The sequence below is a fragment of the Rhodovulum strictum genome (assembly GCF_009649175.1).
GTDB lineage: Bacteria > Pseudomonadota > Alphaproteobacteria > Rhodobacterales > Rhodobacteraceae > Rhodovulum > Rhodovulum strictum.
Map to the genome: position 1 here is coordinate 184,442 of NZ_WJPO01000002.1, position 22,618 is coordinate 207,059.

The following is a 22,618-nucleotide window of genomic DNA, read 5'->3' on the forward strand; positions in this document are numbered from 1 at the left end:
ATAGCGGCGTTGGCTTAAGCATCGGTTAAGACTGATGCCCGCTCAGCCGCGCCGGGGCATGTCCGGATCGGGCAGCAGCCGATGGCTTGCCAGCCGCTGGTAATGGGGCAGCGCGGCATCCGCGATGGCAGACAGACTGTCAGGCAGCACCGGCAGCGGCCCCTCTGGACCGGCGAACCCGGTGCTGCGATGCACCGCGCCATACCAGACCGGCGCCCAGGGGCCATCGTCGGGATGCCCGCCCGGCGGCCAGCGCAGCATCGCGGGCGTGAAGGCAAGGCCCAGCGCCGCGCAAAGCCGGTGCAGCATGGCCTCGGGGTTGGTGCGGATATCAGCGCTGTCGATCACCAGCGGGGCGGCACCTGTCGCCGCGGCAACCTGATCGAACAGCTCGGCCTGCTGGACGAAGCCCAGATCGGCAAGGGTCGGGCTCCGGTACTTGTCGGCAAAACTTGCCAGAACGCGCGCCGGGTGGCGGATCAGGAAGACATTGGTGACGCCCGTCATCCAGCCGCGCGGGATCCCCTCGATCATGTGCTGGCACATGTGCTTCTGGTAGAAATGCGCCTTGCCCCCGGGCGCTGGTCCGGTCAGCCGCGCAGCGATGCGGGCAGGATCGGTTTCGCCGCTCGCAATGATCGCCTCGCGCATCGGATGATCCAGCCCGGTCCGCGCCAGATAGGCGGCGTAAAAGGGCTCGTCCCGGATCGCGCAATCGCCCCGTGCGGCAAAGGCATACATCATCGCCGTCGACAGGTTGCGCGGCCCGGACCACATGGCGATGCGCATCTAGGGCAGCGACCCGGCAAGCAGCGCCTCGACCTGCGCGCGGGAGGGCATTGCATCGGCAGTGCCGGGCCGGGTGACCTGCAACGCGGCAGCGGCGGCGGCATAGCGCAGCGCGTCCTGGCGCGAAAGCCCGCGGTCAAGCGCTGCCGCAAGCGACCCGATGAAACAATCGCCCGCGCCGGTGGTATCGACCGGGACCACCGGAAAGGCGGCAACCGACAGGCTTTGCCCGCCGTGATGCCAGACCGCGCCCCGGGCGCCATCGGTCACGACCAGTTCGGCCCCCCCGACGCTGCCCAGCGCGGCGCGCATCTGCGCGGCCTCGACCGCGTTCAGGGCGACAAGCGAGACATGCGGCAGCACGGCACGCAGCGCATCAAGCGCGAAGGGCGCGGCCGAGTAGATCACGCGCAACCCGCGTGCTGACGCAAGCGCCGCCGCCTCGGCCTGATGCGAGGTCTCGTTCTGAAGCAACAGCGTGTCGCCCGGCCCCGCGCCTGCCAGCGCGGCGGCGATCCGGTCCGGATCCTGACAGATGTTCGCGCCGGGCAGGATCACGATGGCATTCTCGCCATCGGGTGCAACATTGATGATCGCATGGCCCGTCGGCGCATCGCAGGTCGCGATGTGATCCGTTTCGACCCCGAAGCCCGCCAGCCGCTGCACCGCCCAGCCGCCATCCGCGCCGACCGCGCCGATATGGACCACCCGAGCGCCCGCCCGTGCTGCGGCGACGGACTGGTTCGCGCCCTTGCCGCCCAGCCCGCGCGTCAGGCCGGTGGCGGCAAGGGTTTCGCCGGGCGCGGGCAGATGCGGGACCGCATAGACATGGTCCGCATTGATCGAGCCCAGGCAATAGAGTGTCACTAGCCGACCTCGCAGGCCGCCAGCAGCGCCATGTTCAGGATGTCGTTCACCGTCGAGCCGGTCGAACAGATCTGGATCGGCTTGTCGACACCCGCAAGGATCGGGCCGATCACCGTGGCCCCCGCCATTTCCTGCATCAGCTTGACCGAGATCGAGGCCGAATGCCGCGCGGGCACGACCAGGATATTGGCCGGGCCGGAAAGACGGCAGAACGGGTATTTCGCCATCGCCGCCGGGTTCAGCGCGACATCCACGGTCATCTCGCCATCATACTCGAAATCCACCCCGCGCCGGTCCAGAACCCGCGCCGCAAGGTGCATCTTGGTCGCCCGTTCCGACACCGGATAGCCAAAGGTCGAGAAGGACAGGAAGGCCACGCGCGGCTCCAGCCCCAGGCTGCGAGCGACCCCGACGGCGCGTTCGGCGATGGTGGCCAGTTCCTCTTCCTCGGGCCATTCATGCACCAGCGTATCGGCGACGAAGACGATCTTGCCCTTGTTCAACAGCGCGGTCACGCCGACCGCACCATCCTCGGCCCTTGCGTCGAAGACATGGTTGATGAGGTTCAGCACATGGGCCGATTTCCGCGTCGCGCCCGTGACCAGCGCATCGCCATGGCCATGCGCCAGCATCAGCGCCGAGAACACGTGCCGGTCGCGCTGGGCCAGCCTGTTGATGTCGTGAACGTCGAAACCCTTGCGTTGCAGCCGCTGGTACAGGAACGAACGATAGGCCTCCAGGTGGCGGGTATTGGCGGCGTTCACGATCTCAAGCTCGCGATAGGCGTCACCCAGCCCGGCCTGTTCCAGCTTTTCCTTCACATCGCTTTCGCGGCCCACGACCAGCGCCTTGCCATAGCCCGCGCGCTGATAGCTGACGGCGGCGCGCAGCACGCGCTCGTCATCGCCCTCGGCAAAGATCATCCGCGCCTGCGCCGCCTTGGCCCGTGCTGCGATGCCCGACAGCACCGACGCGGTCGGATCCATCCGCGCCTTGAGGTTGTGGCGATAGGCGTCCATGTCCACGATCGGCCGCCGCGCGGCGCCGGTATCCATACCCGCACGGGCCACCGCAGGCGGGATGGTGTAGATCAGCCGCGGATCGAAAGGCGTCGGGATGATGTAGTCGCGGCCAAAGCTGAGCTTCTTGCCATAGGCCATGGCAACCTCGTCGGGCACATCCTCGCGGGCGAGTTCTGCCAGCGCCTCGGCGCAGGCGATCTTCATCTCGTCATTGATGGCGCGGGCATGGATGTCCAGCGCACCGCGGAAAAGATAGGGAAAGCCCAGGACGTTGTTCACCTGGTTGGGATAGTCGGACCGCCCTGTGGCCACGATGGCATCGGGCCGGATCGCGTGCGCCTCTTCGGGCGTGATCTCGGGATCGGGGTTCGCCATGGCGAAGATCACCGGGTTGTCGGCCATCGCGGCCAGCATCTCGGGCGTGACCGCACCCTTGACGCTGACGCCCAGGAAGACATCGGCGCCCACCATCGCCTCTTCCAGCGTGCGGGCCTCGGTGCGGGCGGCATGGGCCGATTTCCACTGGTTCATGCCCTCGGTGCGGCCCTGCCAGATCACGCCCTTGGTGTCGCAGGCGATGCAGTTGTCGTGCCTGGCCCCCATCGCCTTGATCAGTTCCAGACAGGCGATCCCGGCCGCACCTGCCCCGTTCAGCACGATCTTGCAGTCTTCCAGCTTCTTGCCGGTCAGGTGCAGCGCGTTGATCAGCCCCGCCGCACAGATCACCGCCGTTCCATGCTGGTCGTCATGGAAGACGGGGATATCCATCTCTTCCTTGAGCCGCTGCTCGATGATGAAGCATTCCGGCGCCTTGATATCCTCGAGGTTGATCCCGCCAAAGGTCGGCCCCATCAGCTTGATGGCGCGGATCAGTTCCTCGGGGTCTTCGCTGTCCAGTTCGATGTCGATGGCGTTCACGTCGGCGAACCGCTTGAACAGGACCGCCTTGCCCTCCATCACGGGCTTGGCGGCCAGCGCGCCCAGATTGCCCATGCCAAGGATCGCCGTCCCGTTCGAGATCACCGCCACCATGTTGCCCTTGGTGGTGTAGTCATAGGCGGTTCCGGGCGCGTCCGCGATCGCCTGCACCGGCACCGCGACGCCGGGGGAATAGGCCAGGCTCAGATCGCGCTGCGTGGTCATCGGCTTGGTGGCCACGATCTCGTATTTTCCCGGAACGGGCTCGATATGGTAGCTCAGCGCCTCTTCGGGGGTGATCTTCGACTTCTCGGCCATTCCGGGCGTCTCCTCCTGCTGGTTCTGCCTCTTATCCCTCTGCGGGCCGCGTCTCAATAGACGAGGTTTTCCGGCTTTCGTGGCGGGGGCGGGGTTTGTAAGGTCCGGGTTCGACAGACCGGGGGACAAGGTGAGCGCAGAGGCCGAAACCGTCACGCCGATGATGGCGCAATATCTGGAAATCAAGGCCGCCCATCCCGGGGCGCTGCTGTTCTACCGGATGGGCGATTTCTACGAGATGTTCTTTGACGATGCCGTGGCCGCGGCCGAGGCGCTGGATATCGCGCTGACCAAACGCGGCAAGCATCAGGGACAGGATATCCCGATGTGCGGGGTGCCGGTCCATTCGTCGGAAAACTACCTGCTGACACTGATCCGCAAGGGGTTTCGCGTGGCGGTCTGCGAGCAACTGGAGGATCCGGCCGAGGCGAAGAAGCGAGGGTCCAAGGCCGTCGTGAAACGCGACGTGGTGCGGCTGGTCACGCCCGGCACGCTGACCGAAGAGTCGCTGCTGGAAGCGCGGCGGCACAACTTTCTTGCCGCCTTTGCCGGGGTGCGCGATGCGGGCGCGCTGGCTTGGGTGGACATCTCGACCGGCGCCTTCCGGGTGACGGACTGCCCCCCTGTCCGGTTGGGTCCGGAACTGGCCCGGCTGGCCCCCCGCGAGGTGCTGTTGAGCGATCCGTTCGAGCCGGGTTGGGCCGAGATAGTGACTGAATCCGGCGCCGCGCTGACGCCGCTCTCACGCGCGAGCTTTGACAGCATGTCGGCCGAAAAGCGGCTGGCGGCGCTGTTCGGGGTGGATACGCTGGACGGCTTTGGCAGCTTTGGCCGGGCCGAATTGTCGGCGATGGGGGCGCTGGTCGACTATCTGGAGATCACGCAAAAGGGCAAGCTGCCCCTGCTGCGCCCGCCGGTGCGTGAAACCGCGGGCGGCAGCGTCCAGATCGACGCGGCGACGCGGCGCAACCTGGAACTGACGGCCAGCCTGTCGGGCGGGCGCGACGGCAGCCTGCTGCACGCCATCGACCGCACCGTGACCGCCCCCGGCGCGCGGCTGCTGGAACGCCGCATTTCCAGCCCCTCGCGCGATCTGACGACGATCCACGCCCGGCTGGCGGCGCTGCGGGCGCTGGTCGATGATGCGGGGCTTTGCAATGCGCTGCGCGATGCGCTGCGGAAATGTCCCGACATGGACCGCGCGCTGTCGCGCCTTGCGCTGGACCGGGGCGGCCCGCGCGATCTGGCGGCGATCCGCAACGGGTTGGCCCAGGCCGGGGCGGTGGCCGGGCACCTGTCAGGGGAGCTGCCGGGGTTGCTGGCCGGGGCGCGGGCGGCGCTTCTGGGCCATGACGCGCTGCACGATCTGCTGGACGCAGCGCTTGTCGCCGAACCGCCGCTGCTGGCCCGCGATGGGGGCTTCATCGCGCCCGGCCATGATGCCGAACTGGACGACGCGCGCCGGCTGCGCGACGAGGGACGCGGGGTGATCGCGGCGATGCAGGCCGATTTCGTACGCGAAACCGGCATCGGATCGCTGAAGGTCCGGCACAACAATGTGCTGGGCTATTTCATCGAGGTGACCGCCACCCATGCCGAGCGGATGCTGTCGCCGCCCCTGTCGGACCGTTTCATCCACCGCCAGACCACGGCGAACGCGGTGCGTTTCACGACGGTCGCGCTGTCCGAACTGGAAACGCGGATCCTGAATTCGGGCAACCGGGCGCTGGAGATCGAGAAAAGGCTCTATGACGGCCTGAAAGCCGCCATTCTGGCCAAGGCCGGGCCCGTCGGTCAGGCCGCCGCAGCGCTGGCCGAGATCGACCTTGCGGCGGCGCTGGCCGATCTTGCCCGGGGCGAGGACTGGTGCGAGCCCAAGGTGGACGACAGCCGCGCCTTCGAGATCGCGGGCGGGCGCCATCCGGTCGTGGAACGTGCCCTGCGCCGTCAGGGCGGTGCGCCCTTCGTGGCCAATGATTGCGCGCTTTCGGACGGCGCGGGGGGCGCGGCGATCTGGCTGCTGACCGGGCCGAACATGGCGGGGAAATCGACCTTCCTGCGCCAGAACGCACTGATCGCCCTGTTGGCGCAGGCGGGCAGTTTCGTCCCTGCCGTGCGCGCCCATATCGGGCTTGTCTCGCAACTGTTCAGCCGGGTGGGCGCCTCGGACGATCTGGCGCGGGGGCGGTCGACCTTCATGGTCGAGATGGTGGAAACCGCGGCGATCCTGAACCAGGCCGATGACCGCGCGCTGGTGATCCTGGACGAGATCGGCCGCGGCACCGCGACCTGGGACGGGCTGTCGATCGCCTGGGCCACGCTGGAACATCTGCATGACGCGAACCGCTGCCGCGCGCTTTTCGCGACGCATTACCATGAACTGACCGCGCTGGCGCATCGGCTGGCCGGGGTCGAGAATGCGACCGTGGCGGTCAAGGAATGGCAGGGGGATGTGATCTTCCTGCACGAGGTCCGCAAGGGCGCGGCGGACCGGTCCTATGGCGTGCAGGTCGCGCGCCTGGCCGGGCTGCCCGAAGCCGTGATCGAGCGCGCCCGCACCGTGCTGGACACGCTGGAACGCGGCGAGCGGGAGGGCGGGCGGCCGCAGAAGGCGCTGATCGACGATCTGCCGCTGTTCTCGGCCATGCGCAGCGCGCCACCCGCTGCTGCCCCGAAAGGCCCCTCGCCCCTCGAAGAAAAGCTCGCCGGGGTACATCCCGACGAGCTGACACCGAAACAGGCGCTGGAGCTGATCTACGAACTGAAGGCGCTGGCCCGCGGCGATTAGGACGCGGGCGTAGAGGACACGCCGACCTGCGCCGGACGCAACAGCCGGTCATGCAGCATGAAGCCGACGGTCATCACCTGAATGATCTCGCCCGCCTTTGTGCCCGGCACCGGCGCCTCGAACATGGCCTGATGCTGCTGCGGGTCGAACATGTCGCCGGGTTCGGGCGCGATACGCTCGATCCCGTGCTTGGAAAACACGTTCGAAAGCTCGCGCAGCGTCAGTTCGACCCCTTCAAGGAAAGCCTTCTGCGCCTCGCGCTGTTCCTCGGTCACGATATCCAGCGCGCGCGACAGGTGGTCATAGACCGGCAGGATGTCGCGGGCGAACTTGGCGCCCCCGTAATTCTCGGCCTCGCGCCGGTCGCGGTCGGCACGCTTGCGCGAATTCTCGGCATCCGCCAAGGCGCGCATGAAGCGGTCGCGCAACTCGTCGCGCTCGGCGCGCAGGGCCTCGATCTCGGCCTCGGGCGACAGCGTCCCGGCCGCGCCGCTCTCGGGGGTCTCGTCGATCTCGATTTCGGTCTTCTCTGCTTCAGCCATGCCTTATCCCTTGCCCCGATCGGAAATCAGCTTTCCGACCAGCTGTGCCGTATAATCCACGATGGGCACGATCCGCCCGTAGTTCAGCCGGGTCGGCCCGATCACGCCAACGGCGCCGATGATCTTCCGGTCAGCGTTCATATATGGAGAGACAACCAGAGAGGAACCCGAAAGTGAAAAAAGCTTGTTTTCGGATCCGATGAAGATGCGCACGCCCTCGCCTTCTTCGGCGAGGTGCAGGAACTCGATGATGTCGCGCTTGCGTTCCAGATCGTCGAACAGCGTGCGGATGCGGTCCAGTTCCTCGGCCTCGGCGCTGTCGGCCAGCAGGTTCGCCCGGCCGCGCACGATCAGCCGCTCATGCGGCTCGCCCGCATTCTCCCAGACGGCCAGCCCGGCCTCGACCATGGTGCGGGCCAGTTCGTTCAGCTCGCGGCGGCGACGCGCGATCTCGACCTGCATCACCTCGCGCAATTCGCTGAGCGTCTTGCCCGCAGCCAGGGCGTTCAGGAAATTCGCCGCCTCGCGCATGGAGGAGGGCGTCTGACCCGGCGCGGGCTGGAAGATGCGGTTCTCGACATGGCCATCGGCAAAGACCAGAACCGTCAGGGCGCGGTCCGGGGCAAGGCTGACGAACTCGATATGCTTGATCGGCGCCTCGTGCTTGGGCGCCAGAACAAGCGAGGCCCCCCGCGTCACACCCGACAGCGCCGCCCCGATCCGGTCCAGCATCACGCCGACATCGCGTTCATTGCTGCCCAGCGTCGCGTCGATCTTTTCTCGGTCCTCGGTCTCGAGCTCGCGCATTTCCAGCAGGCCATCGACGAACATGCGCAGGCCAAGCTGCGTCGGCACCCGCCCGGCCGAGACATGCGGGCTGTCCAGCAGGCCCAGGAATTCCAGATCCTGCATCACGTTGCGGATGGTGGCCGCGCTGACCTTTTCGGTCATGGTTCGGGTCAGCGTGCGCGAGCCGACCGGATCGCCGGTTTCCAGATAGCCCTCGACCACCCGGCGGAACACCTCGCGCGAGCGGTCGTTCATCTCGTCGAACAGGCTCTGGGTTTGGGTCAATTCGGCAGATCTCCTGCGGGGCGGAGCAATTACAGGACAGGTCGGCTCGGCGTCAATCGGGCTTGCATCAAGGCCCCTCTCATGTGAGCTAGGCGCCAAACCGATGAAAGGACATCCCATGCGCCCGTCTGGCCGTGATGTAAGCGAAATGCGCCCCGTTTCAATCGAGACCGGGGTGACGAAACATGCCGAAGGCTCGTGCCTGATCCGGATCGGCGATACCCATGTCCTGTGCACCGCCTCGCTGGAAGAGCGTGTGCCGCCGTTTCTGAAGAATTCGGGCCTTGGCTGGGTGACGGCGGAATACGGGATGCTGCCGCGCGCGACCACGACCCGGATGCGGCGCGAGGCATCGGCGGGCAAGCAAGGCGGGCGCACCGTCGAAATCCAGCGGCTGATCGGGCGCAGCCTGCGGGCGGGCGTAGACCGCGTGGCGCTGGGCGAGCGGCAGATCACCGTCGATTGCGATGTGATCCAGGCCGATGGCGGCACCCGCTGCGCGGCGATCACCGGCGGCTGGGTCGCGCTGCGGCTGGCGGTGAACAAGCTGATGAAGACCGGCGAGGTCATCTCGGACCCGATGACCGATCCGGTCGCGGCGGTGTCCTGCGGGATCTATGCCGGGCAACCGGTGCTGGATCTGGACTATCCCGAGGACAGCGAGGCGGGCGTTGACGGGAATTTCGTGATGACCGGCTCGGGCCGGCTGATCGAGGTGCAGATGTCGGCCGAGGGTGCCACCTTCTCGCGCGAGCAGATGGAAAAACTGCTGGGTCTGGCCGAACGCGGCGTTGCCGATCTGGTGGCGGCGCAAAGGGCCGCGATCGGGGGCTGAGCGATGCGCCGCTTCACGGGCGACCGGCTTCTGGTGGCGACCCATAACCGGGGCAAGCTGGACGAAATCGCGCATCTGCTGGCGCCGCACGGCATTTCCGTGGTCGGCGCGGCCGAGATGTCCCTGCCCGAACCCGACGAGACCGAGGACAGTTTCGTCGGCAATGCCCGGATCAAGGCCCATGCCGCCGCCAGGGCAACCGCCCTGCCCGCCCTGGCCGACGACAGCGGGCTGTCGGTCGATGCGCTGGGCGGTGCGCCGGGGGTGCATACGGCGGATTGGGCCGAAACAGGGTCTGGTCGCGACTTCGGGATGGCGATGGAACGGGTCTGGCGCGAGCTTCAGGCAACCGGGACGCCAGCGCCCTACTCCGCGCGGTTTTCCTGTACCTTCGTCCTCGCCTGGCCCGACGGGCATGACGAGGTATTCGTGGGCGAAGTCCCCGGCCGCATCGTCTGGCCGGGCCGCGGCGATCAGGGCCACGGCTATGACCCGATCTTTCAGCCGGACGGGTTCGACGTGACGTTTGCCCAGATGGACCGCTGGGAAAAGAACCGGATCAGCCATCGCGGCCGCGCCTTTGAAAAGCTGGTGCAGGCCATTGGCGATTGAGGACTGGCAGGCAGGCGGTTTCGGGCTTTACGTCCACTGGCCGTTCTGCCTGTCGAAATGCCCCTATTGCGACTTCAATTCCCATGTCGCGGCCAGCATCGACATGGGCGCATGGCAGCGCGCCTACCTGTCCGAAATCCGCCGCATCGGCGCAGAAACAGGCCCGCGCAGCCTGAACAGTGTCTTTTTCGGCGGCGGCACGCCCAGCCTGATGGCGCCGGATCTGGTGGCCGCGATCCTGGAAACCGTGCGCGCGACATGGCCCTGCGCGAACGACATGGAAGTGACGCTGGAGGCCAATCCAGGTTCGGTCGAGGCGGGCCGCTTCGCCGGCTATCGCGATGCGGGCGTGACACGGGTTTCGCTGGGCGTTCAGGCGCTGAACGATGCCGACCTGCGCCGCCTGGGCCGCCTGCATTCCGCCGCCGAGGCGCGCGCCGCATTCGACATCGCGCGCAATACCTTCGAGCGGGTCAGTTTCGACCTGATCTATGCAAGGCAGGACCAGTCGCTGGCCGATTGGCAGGCCGAACTTGGTCAGGCGCTGGCGATGGCAGTCGATCACCTGTCGCTTTATCAACTGACCATCGAGCCCGGCACTGCCTTTGGCGACCGCCATGCACGGGGCGGATTGCGCGGCCTGCCGGATGACGACCGCGCCGCCGACATGTATCTGGCAACGCAGGAGATCTGCGCCGCCGCCGGGATGCCCGCCTATGAGGTGTCGAACCACGCCCGCCCCGGCGCGGAATCGCGGCACAACCTGATCTATTGGCGCTATGGCGATTATGCCGGGATCGGCCCCGGCGCGCATGGGCGGCTGACGCTGGGCGGGCGGCGCCTTGCGACAGAAACGCCGTTATCCCCCACGGACTGGCTGGCGCGGGTTGCCCGCGACGGAAATGGCGAGGCGGCGCGGACCGCGCTTTCGCCGCAGGAACAGGCAACCGAATACCTCATGATGGGGTTGCGGCTGACAGAGGGGCTATCCCTTGTGCGCTATCAGCACCTTGCCGGGCGGCACCTGGATCGCGGGGCGATTGCGGAGATGGAAGGGCTTGGGCTGATCCGCCGCGACGGTGACATTCTGCGCGCCACCGATGCCGGGCGAGCGGTGCTGAACGCGGTGATCCGCGATCTTCTGCCCGACTGACCTGCCCTATTCGAAATCGCTTCCGCGCGCCGAACTCAGCGCCCCGCAAAGCCGGTCCAGATCGTCGAGATTGCGATAGCCGATCACCAGCCGCCCCGATCCGTCGGCGGAATGCTCGATGGACACCTTCATCCCCAGATTGGCCGACAGATCCTGTTCCAGCGCGCGAGTATCGGCATCCTTTTCCGCCGCGCCGCCCGCCTTGCGCGGCGCAGCGCGCGGTTCGGTCGCGCGTTTCGCCAGCTTCTCGGTCTCGCGTACCGACATCGCGCCGGCGATCACCTCGCGCGCCATCCGCGCCGGATCCTCGGTCGTGATCAGCGCCCGCGCATGACCCGCGCTCAACCGCCCCTGCCGCACATGGTCCAGAACCTCGTCGGGCAGTTGCAGCAGCCGCAACAGGTTGGCGATATGGCTGCGGCTCTTGCCCAATGCCTCGGCCACCTTGTCCTGGGTGTGGCCGAACCGATCCATCAACTGCCGATAGCCCATCGCCTCTTCGACGGCGTTCAGATCCGCGCGCTGGATGTTCTCGATGATCGCGATTTCCAGCACCTCGATATCGTCGAGATCGCGCACGATCACCGGAACCTCGTGGGTCTGCGCCATCTGGCAGGCCCGCCAGCGCCGTTCGCCCGCCACGATCTCGAATCGCCCCTCGGTCCGCTTGCTGGGCCGGACGATAAGCGGCTGAATCACGCCCTTTTCGCGAATCGAGGCCGCCAGTTCCTGCAACGCCTCGTCCGAGAATTGCCGCCGCGGCTGATCGGGATTCGGCTCCAGCAGGTCGAGCGTCACGATCTGGTCGGGCTTTCCGCGCGGCGCCTCCCCCCGCTCGGGGACCGATTCGATCTGCACATCCGCCATCAGCGCCGATAGCCCCCGGCCGAGGCCACGCTTGCCCGTGTTCTTCAGGGTCATCGGCATCCTCCCAACATCATGCGGTCATGGCAGGTTTAGATCCCAACATCTCGCGTGCCAAGGCCCGATACGCCTGGGCGCCTTTCGACATCGGATCGTAGTCCAGCACCGGCATCGCATAGGACGGTGCCTCGCTGACCCGAACGTTGCGCGGAATGACGGTCTGGAACACCAGCTCGCCCAGATAGGCACGCGCATCATTCTCGACCTGCTGGGACAGGTTGTTGCGCCGGTCGGTCATCGTCAACACCACGCCCTCGATTCGCAGCGCGGGGTTGGCGGTCTGGCGAAGCTCGCGAATCGTCAGCATCAGTTGCGACAACCCCTCAAGCGCAAAGAACTCGCTTTGCAGCGGCACCAGCACCGAATGAGCCGCGACCATCGCGTTGACGGTCAGCAGGTTCAGCGAGGGCGGGCAGTCGATCAGCACGAAATCCAACCCGAACGCGTCGATCGCGGGCTGGCGCAGCGCGTCATGCAGCAGGAAACTGCGCTTTTCGTTCGAGACCATCTCGATATCGGCCGAGCTGAGATCGGTCGTTCCGGGGGCGATCAGCAGCCCGTCGATGCTGGTCTCAAGCACGATCTCGTTCAGCGGCGCTTCTTCCAGCAGCAGGTCATAGGTGGTGCGCGTCCGCCGTTCGGCCTCGATCCCCAGCCCGGTCGAGGCATTGCCCTGGGGGTCGATATCGACGATCAGAACCTTGCGCCCCTCCTCGACCAGGGCGGCGGCCAGGTTGATCGCGGTCGTGGTCTTGCCGACGCCGCCCTTCTGGTTGGCCACGGCGATGATCTTCGGGCCTTTGGGTCGCGTGGGGTCAGACACGGGCGATGCCTCCGATTTTCAGGATGACGGCCTGGGGGTCGGTCGTGCTGGGAATCTTCTGAACGTCGAACCGCCAGGATGCAAGCGCCGCGTCCAGTTCTTCGCCATGCCGGGCGCCCTTGGGGAAAAGTGCGATGCCGTCTTCGGCAAGATGGCGTTCCGCATGGTCCAGAAGCTCGGTCAGCGGCGCGAGCGCGCGGGCCGAGATCACATCGGCGTGCCGCGGCGGCAGCGATTCGATTCGCTCGGCAAGCACGGTGACATTGCCGAGACCAAGCTCCCGTGCGGCCGTGCGCAGGAAGGTGGCCTTGCGCTGGTCGCTTTCGATCAGCTCGACCGTCAGATCCGGCGCTTGTTCGGCGGCCAGAATGGCGATGACCAGACCCGGAAAACCGCCGCCGCTGCCCAGATCGGCCCAGCGCCGGGCGGACGGCGGCAAATGCTGGAAAAGTTGCGCGGAATCAACGAGATGTCGCTCCTCAAGCGCGTCGAGAGTCGAGCGCGCAACCAGATTGATCACGGGATTCCACTTTCGCAGCAGCGCCGCGAAGCCCGCAAGACGCTCGGATGTTTCACGTGAAACATCCGCAAATACCCCGGTCGAAGACGTCATGCCAGGCGCCGCTCGGCCTGCCGCAGCCGGGCAAGGATCAGCGTCAGGGCCGCGGGCGTCATGCCCTCGATTCGCGCGGCCTGCGCCAACGTTTCCGGGCGCGCGGCGGCGAGCTTGGCTTTCAACTCGTTCGACAACCCCTCGATTCGCGCATAGGGGAAATCCGCCGGCAAAGCCTGCGCCTCGTCCCGGCGCATCGCCTGCACATCCTGTTCCTGCCGACGAATGTAATTCGCATAAAGCGCGTCGCGTTCGAGCTGGGCGGAAACCTCCGGGTCGACCTCGGCCAGATGAGGGTCAAGCGGCACAAGATCGGGGAAAGTCACGTCGGGAAAGGCCAGCAGGTCAAAGCCGCTGCGCCGGGTGCCATCGGCGTTCACCCTGATCCCGGCTGCCGAAATCTCGCGCGGAGTCAGGGACATGGCGTCCAGCCGCGCCCGGGCCCGGGCCATCCGGTCCATCTTGTCGGCGAACACCCGCGCGCGCTCTGTCCCGACGCAGCCAAGGTCCAGCCCCATCGAGGTCAGGCGCTGATCCGCGTTGTCGGCCCGCAGCGACAGGCGGAACTCGGCGCGCGAGGTGAACATCCTGTAGGGTTCGCTGACGCCCCGAGTTACAAGATCGTCGATCATCACGCCGATATAGCTGCTCGTGCGGGTGAATTGCGCAGGCCCCTCGCCGCGCACCTGAAGCGCCGCGTTCAGCCCGGCAACCAGCCCCTGCGCGGCAGCCTCTTCATAGCCCGTGGTGCCGTTGATCTGCCCGGCAAGGAACAGGCCCGGCACATCGCGCAATTCCAGCGTGCTGCGCAGCGCGCGGGGATCGACGTAATCATATTCGATCGCGTAGCCGGGTTGCAGGATCGCGACATTCTCAAGGCCGGTGATCGACCGCACATAGGCATGCTGCACCTCCTCGGGCAACGAGGTCGAGATGCCGTTGGGATACACGGTCGGATCATCCAGCCCCTCGGGTTCGAGGAAGATCTGGTGCGAGTCCTTGTCGGCGAATCGCACGATCTTGTCCTCGATCGAGGGGCAATAGCGCGGCCCGACGCCTTCGATATGCCCGCCATACATCGCCGAGCGCGACAGGTTCTGGCGGATGATCTCGTGCGTCGCGGGATTGGTGTGGGTGATCCCGCAGGCGATCTGCGGAAGGTGCAGGCCATTGGAAAGAAACGAGAAAAGAACGGGGTCGTCGTCGCCGGGCTGACGCTCCAGCCGGTCCCAGTCGATGGTGCGGCCATCCAGGCGCGGCGGCGTGCCGGTCTTGAGCCGACCCAGCGGAAGGCCGAATCCGTCGATCCGCTCGGCCAGCGCCACGGACGGCCGGTCGCCCATCCGGCCCCCGGGGAATTGCCGGTCGCCGATATGGATCACCCCGCGCAGGAAGGTACCGGCGGTCAGCACCACGGCACCGGCGGCAATCTCGGCTCCATCGGAGAGCCGCAGGCCGGTGATCTGCCCGGCGGTCTCGATCAGGTCGGCCACTTCGGCCTCGATGATCGTCAGATTGGGAACCGTCGCCAGCGCCGCCTGAACCGCTTCGCGATAGGCGCGGCGGTCGGCCTGGGCGCGCGGCCCCTGCACGGCGGGGCCCTTGCGCCGGTTCAACAGCCGAAACTGGATGCCCGCCCGATCCGTCGCCTGCCCCATGACGCCATCCAGCGCATCGACCTCGCGCACCAGATGGCCCTTGCCCAGCCCGCCGATGGCCGGGTTGCAGGACATCACGCCGATTGCATCCCGCCGCAACGTGATCAGCGCGACGCGGACGCCAAGGCGCGCGGCGGCGTGCGCGGCCTCGGCCCCTGCATGGCCGCCGCCCACCACGACAACATCAAAGTCGCGATGTTTCACGTGAAACACTCCTCACTTGCCCAGGCAGAACCGCGCAAAGATTTCGTCCAGCACATGCTCCACATCGACACGGCCGACAAGGGAATCAAGGGCCCGGATCGCGCTGCGCAGCTCCTCGGCAGCCAGTTCCGCCGCCTCTAGGCCCAGCGATAGCCGATTCTGCGCCTCGGCGATAGCCGCCTGCGCCCGGATCATCGCCAGCCGGTGCCGCTCGCGCGTGGCGGTTTCGGCCCGCGCGGCCCTGGTTTCAAGACGCGCGGTGATCCGCGCCACCAGCTCGGCCACCCCTTCCCCGGTCTTGCCCGAAACGGCGAATTCCGCTTTCCCGCCGATATCCGCCTTGCCCCGAACGACGATATCCTCTGGCGCCGGTTCCAGCCCCAGGGTCTGCCCGGTCGCGTCCAGCAGGAACACCCGCAGATCGGCCGACCGCGCCCGCGCAATCGCGCGTTCGATGCCGATGGTCTCGACCGCGTCCCCGCTTTCGCGCAGCCCGGCGGTGTCGAGGATGGTCACGGGCAGGCCGTGCAGGTCCATCCGGACCTCGATCACGTCGCGCGTGGTTCCCGCGTGTTCCGAGGTGATCGCGGCCTCGCGCCCCGCCAAGTGGTTGAGAAGCGTCGATTTCCCTGCATTCGGCGGGCCGACGATGGCAACCTCGAAGCCCTCGCGGATACGTTCGGCCGCCGCGACCCCGGCGATTTCCGCCTCCAGCGACCGGGCGACCCCCTGCAACAGATCGGCGACCTCGGGCGTCACATCGACCGGCACATCCTCGTCGGCGAAGTCGATCACCGCCTCCAGCAGCGCCGCGGCGCGGATCAGGGCGGATCGCCATTCTTCGGCCCTAGCACCCAGCGCACCGGACAGAACGCGCAGGGCCTGCCGCCGCTGGGCTTCGGTCTCGGCCTCCAGCAGGTCGCCCAGACCTTCGACCTGCGCAAGATCCAGCACCCCGTTTTCCAGCGCGCGGCGGGTGAATTCGCCGGGCTCGGCCAGGCGCAAACCGTCGATGTCGCCGAGCGTTCGCAGCAGTGCGGTCACCGTCGCGGGGCTGCCATGGCAATGCAGTTCGACCACGTCTTCGCCGGTGAAGCTGGCGCCCTTTTCGAAGCGCAGAACCAGCGCCTCGTCCAGCACCTCGCCGCCGCTTTCTTTCAGCCGACGCAACCCGGCGCGACGCGGCGGCGGCAGAACGCCCGTCAGCGCAGCCCCTGCTTCAACGGCTTTCGGGCCGGAGATGCGGACGACAGCAACGCCCGCTTTTCCGCGCGCCGTCGCGAGGGCGAAGATCGTGTCCACGGCTCACCTCCGGGCGCGGCCCTCAGGTGTTCATCGAATCGAAGAATTCGGAATTGGTCTTGGTCTGCTTGAGCTTGGAAATCAGGAACTCGATGGCATCGGTGGTGCCCATCGGGTTCAGGATGCGGCGCAGGACAAAGGTCTTTTGCAGATCCTTCTGATCGACCAGCAGATCCTCTTTCCGCGTGCCGGATTTCAGGATGTCCATGGCCGGGAAGACCCGCTTGTCCGCCACCTTGCGGTCGAGCACGAGTTCCGAGTTACCCGTGCCCTTGAATTCTTCGAAGATCACCTCGTCCATCCGGCTGCCGGTGTCGATCAGGGCGGTCGCGATGATGGTCAGCGACCCCCCTTCCTCGATGTTCCGGGCGGCGCCGAAGAACCGCTTGGGCCGTTGCAGGGCGTTGGCATCGACACCACCGGTCAGCACCTTGCCCGAGGACGGCACCACGGTATTGTATGCTCGCCCAAGTCTTGTGATCGAGTCAAGAAGGATCACAACATCTCGCTTGTGCTCGACCAGCCGCTTGGCCTTTTCGATTACCATCTCGGCCACCGCGACGTGCCGGGTTGCCGGTTCGTCGAAGGTCGAGGAAATCACCTCGCCCTTCACGCTGCGCTGCATGTCGGTCACCTCTTCGGGGCGCTCGTCGATCAGCAGCACGATCAGGTAGCATTCGGGATGGTTGGTCTCGATCGAATGGGCGATGTTCTGCAACAGGACCGTCTTGCCGGTTCGCGGCGGCGCGACGATCAGCGCGCGCTGGCCCTTGCCAATGGGCGCCACCAGATCGATGATCCGGGCCGAACGGTCCTTGATCGTCGGATCCTCGATTTCCATCTTCAGCCGCTCGTCAGGATAAAGCGGCGTCAGGTTGTCGAAGTTGATCTTGTGCCGCGCCCGGTCGGGATCCTCGAAATTGATCCGCGTGACCTTGGTGATCGCAAAGTAGCGTTCGTTCTCGCGCGGGGCGACCATCACCCCGTCGACCGTGTCGCCGGTGCGCAAGGAATGCATCCGGATCATGTCGGGCGACACATAGATGTCGTCCGGGCCGGGCAGATAGTTTGCCTCGGGCGAGCGGAGGAAACCGAACCCGTCCTGCAACACCTCCAGCACGCCCTGGCCCGCGATCTCCCACCCTTCCTCGGCCCGCTCCTTCAGGATCGAGAACATCATCTCGCCCTTGCGCATGGTCGAGGCGTTCTCGATCTCCAGCTCCTCGGCCATGGCGAGAAGATCCTTGGGGCTCTTGGCCTTGAGATCGGCGAGGTTGAGGCTTTCCTGGGTCATGGGGAATATCGCATAAATGGCACCCGGCGGGTGCGGCCTGCAAAAAGGGGGAGCGCGCATGGCCGGACGGCCCGCTAGCGCGGCTCATAAGCCCACGGACCGCGTGAGTCAATCGTTCAGAATTTCAGGACGACCGCGAAGACGATGACAAGCATCAGAAGCGTGGGGACTTCGTTCATCATCCGGTAGCTGCGCCCGGACCGGGTATTGAGCCCCGCCAGAAATTCCTTTCGACGCAGGCCAAGCCACATGTGAAACCAGGTCATCGCGATCACCGCGGCGGCCTTGGCATAGGGCCAGACCAGACCCCAGTCCACGATCCCGGGCGTGAAGACCAGCGCAAGGCCGAACACCCAGACCAGGATGATCGAGGGGTTCATTATGTAGCGGTAAAGCTTCATCTCCATGACCTTGAAGATCTCGTCCGTCTCGCTGCCCACCGCCGCGCGCTCGGCATGATAGACGAAGATCCGCGGGAGGTAGAAGATGCCAGCCATCCAGGTCAGCACCGCGATGATGTGCAGCGACTTCGTCCAGAAATAGTAGGACGCGAGGAACTCACCCATTCTTTCCACTCCAGCGCAGGATCGATCTTGGGCTCCTTCTAAGAGATTAAGGAAAGAAAAGAAAAGATGATGTTGTTTGTGGGGGCTGTGGATCATGGGGATTATCGGTCCGTCCCCGGTTTTCTCCACAGGGCGGCCGATGTTGATAATTGTGTTGGAATCCTTCGAATATCCGGCAGGCCGTCAGAAACGCATTTGCTTTCAGTGTCTTGTCCGGGCGTCGCCGGGTTGCGGCCTGTGGATGGCCGGGGATGATTTCGCCAGAGCCGAGTCCCGCACAGCCCCGGGATGCGACGATCCACCGTGGAGGGGGATGTGCCCTGACTTGACTTTTTCCCCACTGACCGGCACCCCGGGGGCTCTGGCGCGGCTTGTTCCACCACATGCGAAAGCTGTACCCCCGCTTTTCCACAGGGTTCTGCCCGTATGAATGAACGTGTGATCCTTGCTTCCGGCTCGCCGATCCGGCGAGAGCTGCTCGAACGGGCCGGTCTGGTCTTCGAGGTGATGCCGGTCGCCGTGGACGAGGCCGCGATCCGGGCCGGGCTGGAGGCCGAGCGCGCCCCGCCAGACGAGATTGCCGAGACACTGGCCGCCTTCAAGGCCGAGCGCGCGGCGGCCAAGGCGCCCGATGCGCTGGTGATCGGCTGCGATCAGGTTCTGGCGCATCGCGGCCGGGTGCTGGGCAAACCCGGCTCGCCGGACGAGGCGCGCGCGCAGTTGCGGGCCTTGCGTGGGGGGCCGCACGAGCTGTTGTCGGCCGTCGTCGTCTATGACGATCTCAAGCCGCTCTGGCGCCATGTCGGCAAGGTGACGCTGACCATGCGCTCTTTTTCCGATGCCTTTCTGGACGATTATCTTGACCGGAACTGGGAGAGCGTGCGCGATGCCGTCGGCGCCTACAAGATCGAGGACGAGGGGATCCGCCTGTTCTCGGGCATCGAGGGGGACTATTTCGATATCCTGGGGCTGCCCCTTCTGCCGCTTCTGACCTTTCTGACCACCCGCGGAGCGTTGATGGCATGAGTGAAAAGATACCGCTGGCCGGGGTGATCGGCTCGCCGGTCGCACATTCCAAGTCGCCGCTGCTGCACCGGCACTGGCTGGAGCGTTACGGCATCCGTGGCTATTATGTCCCGATGGATGTCGCGCAGGTCGATCTGAAATCGGTGCTGGCCGCGCTGCCGCGCATGGGGTTCGTCGGCGTGAACGTGACCATCCCGCACAAGGAGACGATCCTTGGCCTTGCCGATCTGGTTTCCGACCGGGCGGCGCTGATCGGGGCGGCGAATACGCTGATCTTCCGAGCCGATGGCAAGGTGCATGCCGACAATACAGACGGCATCGGCTTCATCGAGAACCTGCGCCAGGGTGCGCCGGGCTGGGATCCGGCGGCGGGGCCTGCGGCGGTTCTGGGGGCCGGTGGCGCGGCGCGGGCGGTGATCGCGGCGCTGTCCGAACAGGGTGTGCGCGAGATCCGGGTCAGCAACCGCACCCGTTCGCGTGCCGAGGCGCTGCGGGCCGAGTTCGGGCCCAAGATCGTCGTACATGACTGGGTACAGGCGGGCGGCATGATCGAGGGCGCGGCGACCGTGGTGAACACAACGTCGCTGGGCATGGTGGGCAAGTCCGAATTTCGCGTGCCGCTTGATGCCCTGCGCCCCGGCATGGTGGTGTCCGATCTGGTCTATACGCCGCTTGAAACCGCCTTTCTGGCCGAGGCGCGCGCGCGGGGCTGCATCGCGGTCGACGGGTTGGGGATGCTGCTGCATCAGGCAGCGCCCGGTTTCGAACGCTGGTTCGGCCGCCGCCCCGAAGTGGACCATGCCGCGCGCGCCGTGTTGCTGGCCGGATGACCGGGCAGCCGTTTCTGCTGGGCCTGACCGGCTCGATCGGGATGGGCAAATCGACAACCGCCGAGATGTTTCGCGCGCTGGGCGTGCCGGTCTGGGATGCCGATGCGGCGGTTCACCGGCTTTATGCGCCCGGCGGTGCCGCCATGCCTGCGATTGCCGCGCTCTGCCCCGAGGCGGTTGGGGTGGATGGCGTGGACCGCGCCGCGCTGAAAGCCTGGATCGCGCGTGATCCGACGGCGCTGGCCCGTATCGAGGCCGCGGTTCATCCGCTGGTTGCCGCCGACCGGGCGGAGTTCATCGCCGCGCAACCTGACGCCCCGCTTCTGCTGCTGGACATCCCGCTTCTGTTCGAGACCGGCGCCGAGGCGTGGCTTGACGCCGTGCTTGTCGTCACCGCCCCGCCCGAGGCGCAGCGCACCCGCGTCCTGTCCCGCCCGGGTATGACCGAAGCGCAGTTCCAGATGCTTCTGGCCAAGCAGATGCCCGACGCCGAAAAGCGCGCCCGCGCCGATCATGTCATCGAGACATGCAGCCTTGAACAGACCCGGGCCGCGGTGCAAGCCTTGGTCGACAAGCTGAGGGCCGCCCATGCGTGAGATCGTTCTGGATACCGAGACCACCGGCTTCGAGCCGACCGAAGGCCATCGGATCGTCGAGATCGGTGCGGTCGAACTGTGGAACCACCTGCCCACGGGCCGGACCTATCACCAATACATCAACCCCGAACGCCCCATGCCGCCCGAGGCGTTCGAGGTACACGGGTTGGGCGACGACTTCCTGCGCGACAAGCCGGTGTTCCGGCTGGTGGCTGCCGAATTCGTCGAATTTGTCGCCGATGCGCGGCTGGTGATCCACAATGCCGCCTTCGACATGAAGTTTCTCAATGCCGAACTGGGCTGGATCGGCCTGCCACTGATCCCGTGGGAACGCGCCATCGACACGCTGGCTATGGCCCGGAAGAAGTTTCCCGGCTCGCCCGCCTCGCTTGACGCGCTGTGCCGCCGGTTCGGGGTCGACAACTCGGCGCGCGAAAAGCACGGGGCGCTGCTGGACTCCGAGATCCTGGCAGAGGTTTATCTGGAACTGATCGGCGGGCGGCAACCGGATCTGGTTCTGTCCGCGCATCCGGCGGGCGCCGGGTCCGCCGCTGGCGGGGCAGATGAGCCGTGGCGCCCCCGCCCCCGGGCCAATCCGCTGCCCCCCCGCCTGACCGAAGACGAGGCGGCGGCGCATGCCGCCTTCGTCGCGGGGTTGGGCGAAGCGGCCCTTTGGAACCGCTTCACCTGAAATCTCAGGCGGTTCCGCCGTTGCCGGGCTGTTTCAGCGCACCTTCCTGGGCGCGGCGCGCGATTTCCTGACGGTAAAGCGCCACGAAATCGACCGGCTCTAGGTTCAGCGGCGGGAAACCGCCATCGCGGGTCATGTCGGATACGATGCGGCGGATGAAGGGGAACAGCATCCGCGGGCATTCGATCAGAAGGAACGGGTGAAGCTGGTCTTCGGGCACGTTCTCGACATGGAACACCCCGCCGTAATCGAGTTCCAGCAGGAACATCGACGCGCCGTCATTCTTGTTCTTCGAGTTGATCGTGAACTTGCAGATGATCTCGTACTGATGTTCGACGGCACGCTTGCGCGCGTCCAGCCCGACCTGAACGCTGATATCGGGCGTCACCTCTCCCTGAACGCCCTTCTGGACAAGGATGTTCTCGAACGACAGGTCCCGGATGTACTGGCCGAGGATCTGCATCCGCACCTGCGGCGGTTGCTGCGCACCCGCGCCGTTGCCTTCGGTCTCGCTCATGCTGTGCTCCTGGCGAATGTTGTGTTGAAAAGCGACTTATCAGCTTGGGCGCTCGGGCTCAATGGCGCGTCCAGCCGGAGCTGCCGGGGCGCGGGTTGCCCTGTGGCGCGATCTCCTCGAAATCGCCTTCGATCACCTCGGATTGCGCATCTGTGTTCCTGCGCGTCCGGGCGTAAGGGTCGGGTCCATAGCTCATGCCCTGAACGACAATCCGTTTCGCAAGCCAGCGGTAAGCCGTGGCGCGCACCGGCGGCATCAGCAGCGCGAAACCCACCGCATCGGTAAAGAATCCGGGTGTCAGCAGCAGCGCCCCGGCAAAGAGAATCATCGCGCCATGGGCCAGCGGTTCGGCCGGATCGCGCAATTCCCTGAACGAATTCCTGAGCTGCGACAGCGCCAGTGCGCCTTGCAGCCGGATCAGCCAGGTGCCGATGGCCGCGGTCAGAAGCACGATTCCCAGCGTCGGCCACAGCCCGATCAGGCCGCCGACCTGAATGAACAGGGCGATCTCGATCAGCGGGACGGCAAGAAAGATCAGAAAGAGCCACATGGCGAAACCTCGAACAGCCGGACCGGGCAGGTGGACTTGACCCGGCACGTGCCTTACATATGTCCGGAAACGATACGATACAAAGCCTGACGGCACGCTGCGAGGT

22 protein-coding genes are annotated in these 22,618 nt (G+C 66.3%); 8 read left to right on the forward strand and 14 right to left on the reverse strand.

Features of this window, described 5'->3' with window-relative positions; genetic code table 11:
* Positions 1 to 42: 42 nt before the first annotated feature.
* The 3 genes from GH815_RS02585 to GH815_RS02595 are packed head-to-tail and all read right to left on the reverse strand — an operon-like array spanning position 43 to position 3,914.
* On the reverse strand, positions 43 to 789 hold the full coding sequence (locus GH815_RS02585) for a sulfotransferase-like domain-containing protein (protein WP_153747173.1): 747 nt from the start codon (positions 787 to 789) through the stop codon (positions 43 to 45).
* Positions 790 to 1,656: a ribokinase gene (locus GH815_RS02590; protein WP_343030618.1), complete on the reverse strand. Its 867-nt coding sequence runs from the start codon at positions 1,654 to 1,656 to the stop codon at positions 790 to 792.
* Positions 1,656 to 3,914, reverse strand: a complete 2,259-nt coding sequence (locus tag GH815_RS02595; protein ID WP_153747175.1) for an NADP-dependent malic enzyme — start codon at positions 3,912 to 3,914, stop codon at positions 1,656 to 1,658. Before GH815_RS02595 ends, GH815_RS02590 begins: the two co-directional genes overlap by 1 nt.
* A gap of 160 nt (positions 3,915 to 4,074) precedes the next feature.
* Between GH815_RS02595 and mutS the strand changes: the two genes are divergently transcribed.
* The gene (mutS, locus tag GH815_RS02600; RefSeq protein WP_153747257.1) at positions 4,075 to 6,702 is read left to right on the forward strand and encodes a DNA mismatch repair protein MutS; all 2,628 of its coding nucleotides are present in this window, start codon (positions 4,075 to 4,077) and stop codon (positions 6,700 to 6,702) included.
* Here the strand turns inward: mutS and GH815_RS02605 are convergent.
* Positions 6,699 to 7,244 (reverse strand): nucleotide exchange factor GrpE, encoded by a 546-nt coding sequence (locus GH815_RS02605; RefSeq protein ID WP_153747176.1) that lies wholly within the window; start codon positions 7,242 to 7,244, stop codon positions 6,699 to 6,701. The genes mutS and GH815_RS02605 overlap by 4 nt on opposite strands.
* Before the next feature lie 3 nt (positions 7,245 to 7,247).
* On the reverse strand, positions 7,248 to 8,288 hold the full coding sequence (gene hrcA / locus GH815_RS02610; RefSeq protein ID WP_407072161.1) for a heat-inducible transcriptional repressor HrcA: 1,041 nt from the start codon (positions 8,286 to 8,288) through the stop codon (positions 7,248 to 7,250).
* Positions 8,289 to 8,436: 148 nt separating this feature from the next.
* On the opposite strand from hrcA, the gene rph reads away from it, so the two are divergent.
* The 3 genes from rph to hemW are packed head-to-tail and all read left to right on the forward strand — an operon-like array spanning position 8,437 to position 10,918.
* Positions 8,437 to 9,153, forward strand: coding sequence for a ribonuclease PH (rph, locus tag GH815_RS02615; protein ID WP_153747178.1), 717 nt, complete (start codon positions 8,437 to 8,439; stop codon positions 9,151 to 9,153).
* Positions 9,154 to 9,156: 3 nt separating this feature from the next.
* A complete protein-coding gene (gene rdgB / locus GH815_RS02620) occupies positions 9,157 to 9,765 on the forward strand; it encodes an RdgB/HAM1 family non-canonical purine NTP pyrophosphatase (RefSeq protein WP_153747179.1) in 609 nt (202 codons plus the stop codon).
* Positions 9,761 to 10,918: a radical SAM family heme chaperone HemW gene (gene hemW / locus GH815_RS02625; protein WP_343030627.1), complete on the forward strand. Its 1,158-nt coding sequence runs from the start codon at positions 9,761 to 9,763 to the stop codon at positions 10,916 to 10,918. The genes rdgB and hemW overlap by 5 nt, the downstream gene beginning before the upstream one ends.
* Positions 10,919 to 10,924: 6 nt before the next feature.
* Here hemW and GH815_RS02630 read toward each other — a convergent pair whose 3' ends face one another.
* From GH815_RS02630 to GH815_RS02660, 7 genes are all read right to left on the reverse strand, one after another.
* The gene (locus GH815_RS02630) at positions 10,925 to 11,839 is read right to left on the reverse strand and encodes a ParB/RepB/Spo0J family partition protein (protein WP_153747181.1); all 915 of its coding nucleotides are present in this window, start codon (positions 11,837 to 11,839) and stop codon (positions 10,925 to 10,927) included.
* A 16-nt stretch (positions 11,840 to 11,855) separates the two neighbouring features.
* The gene (locus GH815_RS02635) at positions 11,856 to 12,665 is read right to left on the reverse strand and encodes a ParA family protein (RefSeq protein ID WP_343030619.1); all 810 of its coding nucleotides are present in this window, start codon (positions 12,663 to 12,665) and stop codon (positions 11,856 to 11,858) included.
* Entirely contained in the window at positions 12,658 to 13,278 is a 621-nt protein-coding gene (rsmG, locus tag GH815_RS02640; RefSeq protein WP_153747182.1) for a 16S rRNA (guanine(527)-N(7))-methyltransferase RsmG, read from the reverse strand. The genes GH815_RS02635 and rsmG overlap by 8 nt, the downstream gene beginning before the upstream one ends.
* On the reverse strand, positions 13,275 to 15,140 hold the full coding sequence (gene mnmG, locus GH815_RS02645) for a tRNA uridine-5-carboxymethylaminomethyl(34) synthesis enzyme MnmG (RefSeq protein ID WP_343030620.1): 1,866 nt from the start codon (positions 15,138 to 15,140) through the stop codon (positions 13,275 to 13,277). Before mnmG ends, rsmG begins: the two co-directional genes overlap by 4 nt.
* A 12-nt stretch (positions 15,141 to 15,152) precedes the next feature.
* Positions 15,153 to 16,442, reverse strand: a complete 1,290-nt coding sequence (gene mnmE / locus GH815_RS02650) for a tRNA uridine-5-carboxymethylaminomethyl(34) synthesis GTPase MnmE (RefSeq protein ID WP_343030621.1) — start codon at positions 16,440 to 16,442, stop codon at positions 15,153 to 15,155.
* Positions 16,443 to 16,464: 22 nt separating this feature from the next.
* A complete protein-coding gene (gene rho / locus GH815_RS02655; protein ID WP_153747183.1) occupies positions 16,465 to 17,736 on the reverse strand; it encodes a transcription termination factor Rho in 1,272 nt (423 codons plus the stop codon).
* 116 nt (positions 17,737 to 17,852) lie between these two features.
* Complete coding sequence (locus GH815_RS02660; protein WP_153747184.1) at positions 17,853 to 18,302, reverse strand: CopD family protein; 450 nt, start codon at positions 18,300 to 18,302, stop codon at positions 17,853 to 17,855.
* Between the two features lie 426 nt (positions 18,303 to 18,728).
* Between GH815_RS02660 and GH815_RS02665 the strand changes: the two genes are divergently transcribed.
* Genes GH815_RS02665 through dnaQ form a run of 4 tightly spaced genes read left to right on the forward strand, consistent with a single transcriptional unit; the run spans position 18,729 to position 21,445 of the window.
* A complete protein-coding gene (locus tag GH815_RS02665) occupies positions 18,729 to 19,328 on the forward strand; it encodes a Maf family protein (protein WP_153747185.1) in 600 nt (199 codons plus the stop codon).
* A complete protein-coding gene (locus GH815_RS02670) occupies positions 19,325 to 20,158 on the forward strand; it encodes a shikimate dehydrogenase (protein ID WP_153747186.1) in 834 nt (277 codons plus the stop codon). The genes GH815_RS02665 and GH815_RS02670 overlap by 4 nt, the downstream gene beginning before the upstream one ends.
* Positions 20,155 to 20,754: a dephospho-CoA kinase gene (gene coaE / locus GH815_RS02675; protein ID WP_153747187.1), complete on the forward strand. Its 600-nt coding sequence runs from the start codon at positions 20,155 to 20,157 to the stop codon at positions 20,752 to 20,754. The genes GH815_RS02670 and coaE overlap by 4 nt, the downstream gene beginning before the upstream one ends.
* On the forward strand, positions 20,747 to 21,445 hold the full coding sequence (gene dnaQ, locus GH815_RS02680; RefSeq protein WP_153747188.1) for a DNA polymerase III subunit epsilon: 699 nt from the start codon (positions 20,747 to 20,749) through the stop codon (positions 21,443 to 21,445). The genes coaE and dnaQ overlap by 8 nt, the downstream gene beginning before the upstream one ends.
* A 4-nt stretch (positions 21,446 to 21,449) precedes the next feature.
* On the opposite strand, the gene secB is transcribed toward dnaQ, so the two are convergent.
* Together secB and GH815_RS02690 are read right to left on the reverse strand one after the other, a co-directional pair.
* A complete protein-coding gene (secB, locus tag GH815_RS02685; protein WP_153747189.1) occupies positions 21,450 to 21,962 on the reverse strand; it encodes a protein-export chaperone SecB in 513 nt (170 codons plus the stop codon).
* Positions 21,963 to 22,020: 58 nt separating this feature from the next.
* Complete coding sequence (locus GH815_RS02690; protein WP_153747190.1) at positions 22,021 to 22,512, reverse strand: FxsA family protein; 492 nt, start codon at positions 22,510 to 22,512, stop codon at positions 22,021 to 22,023.
* Positions 22,513 to 22,618 lie beyond the last annotated feature (106 nt).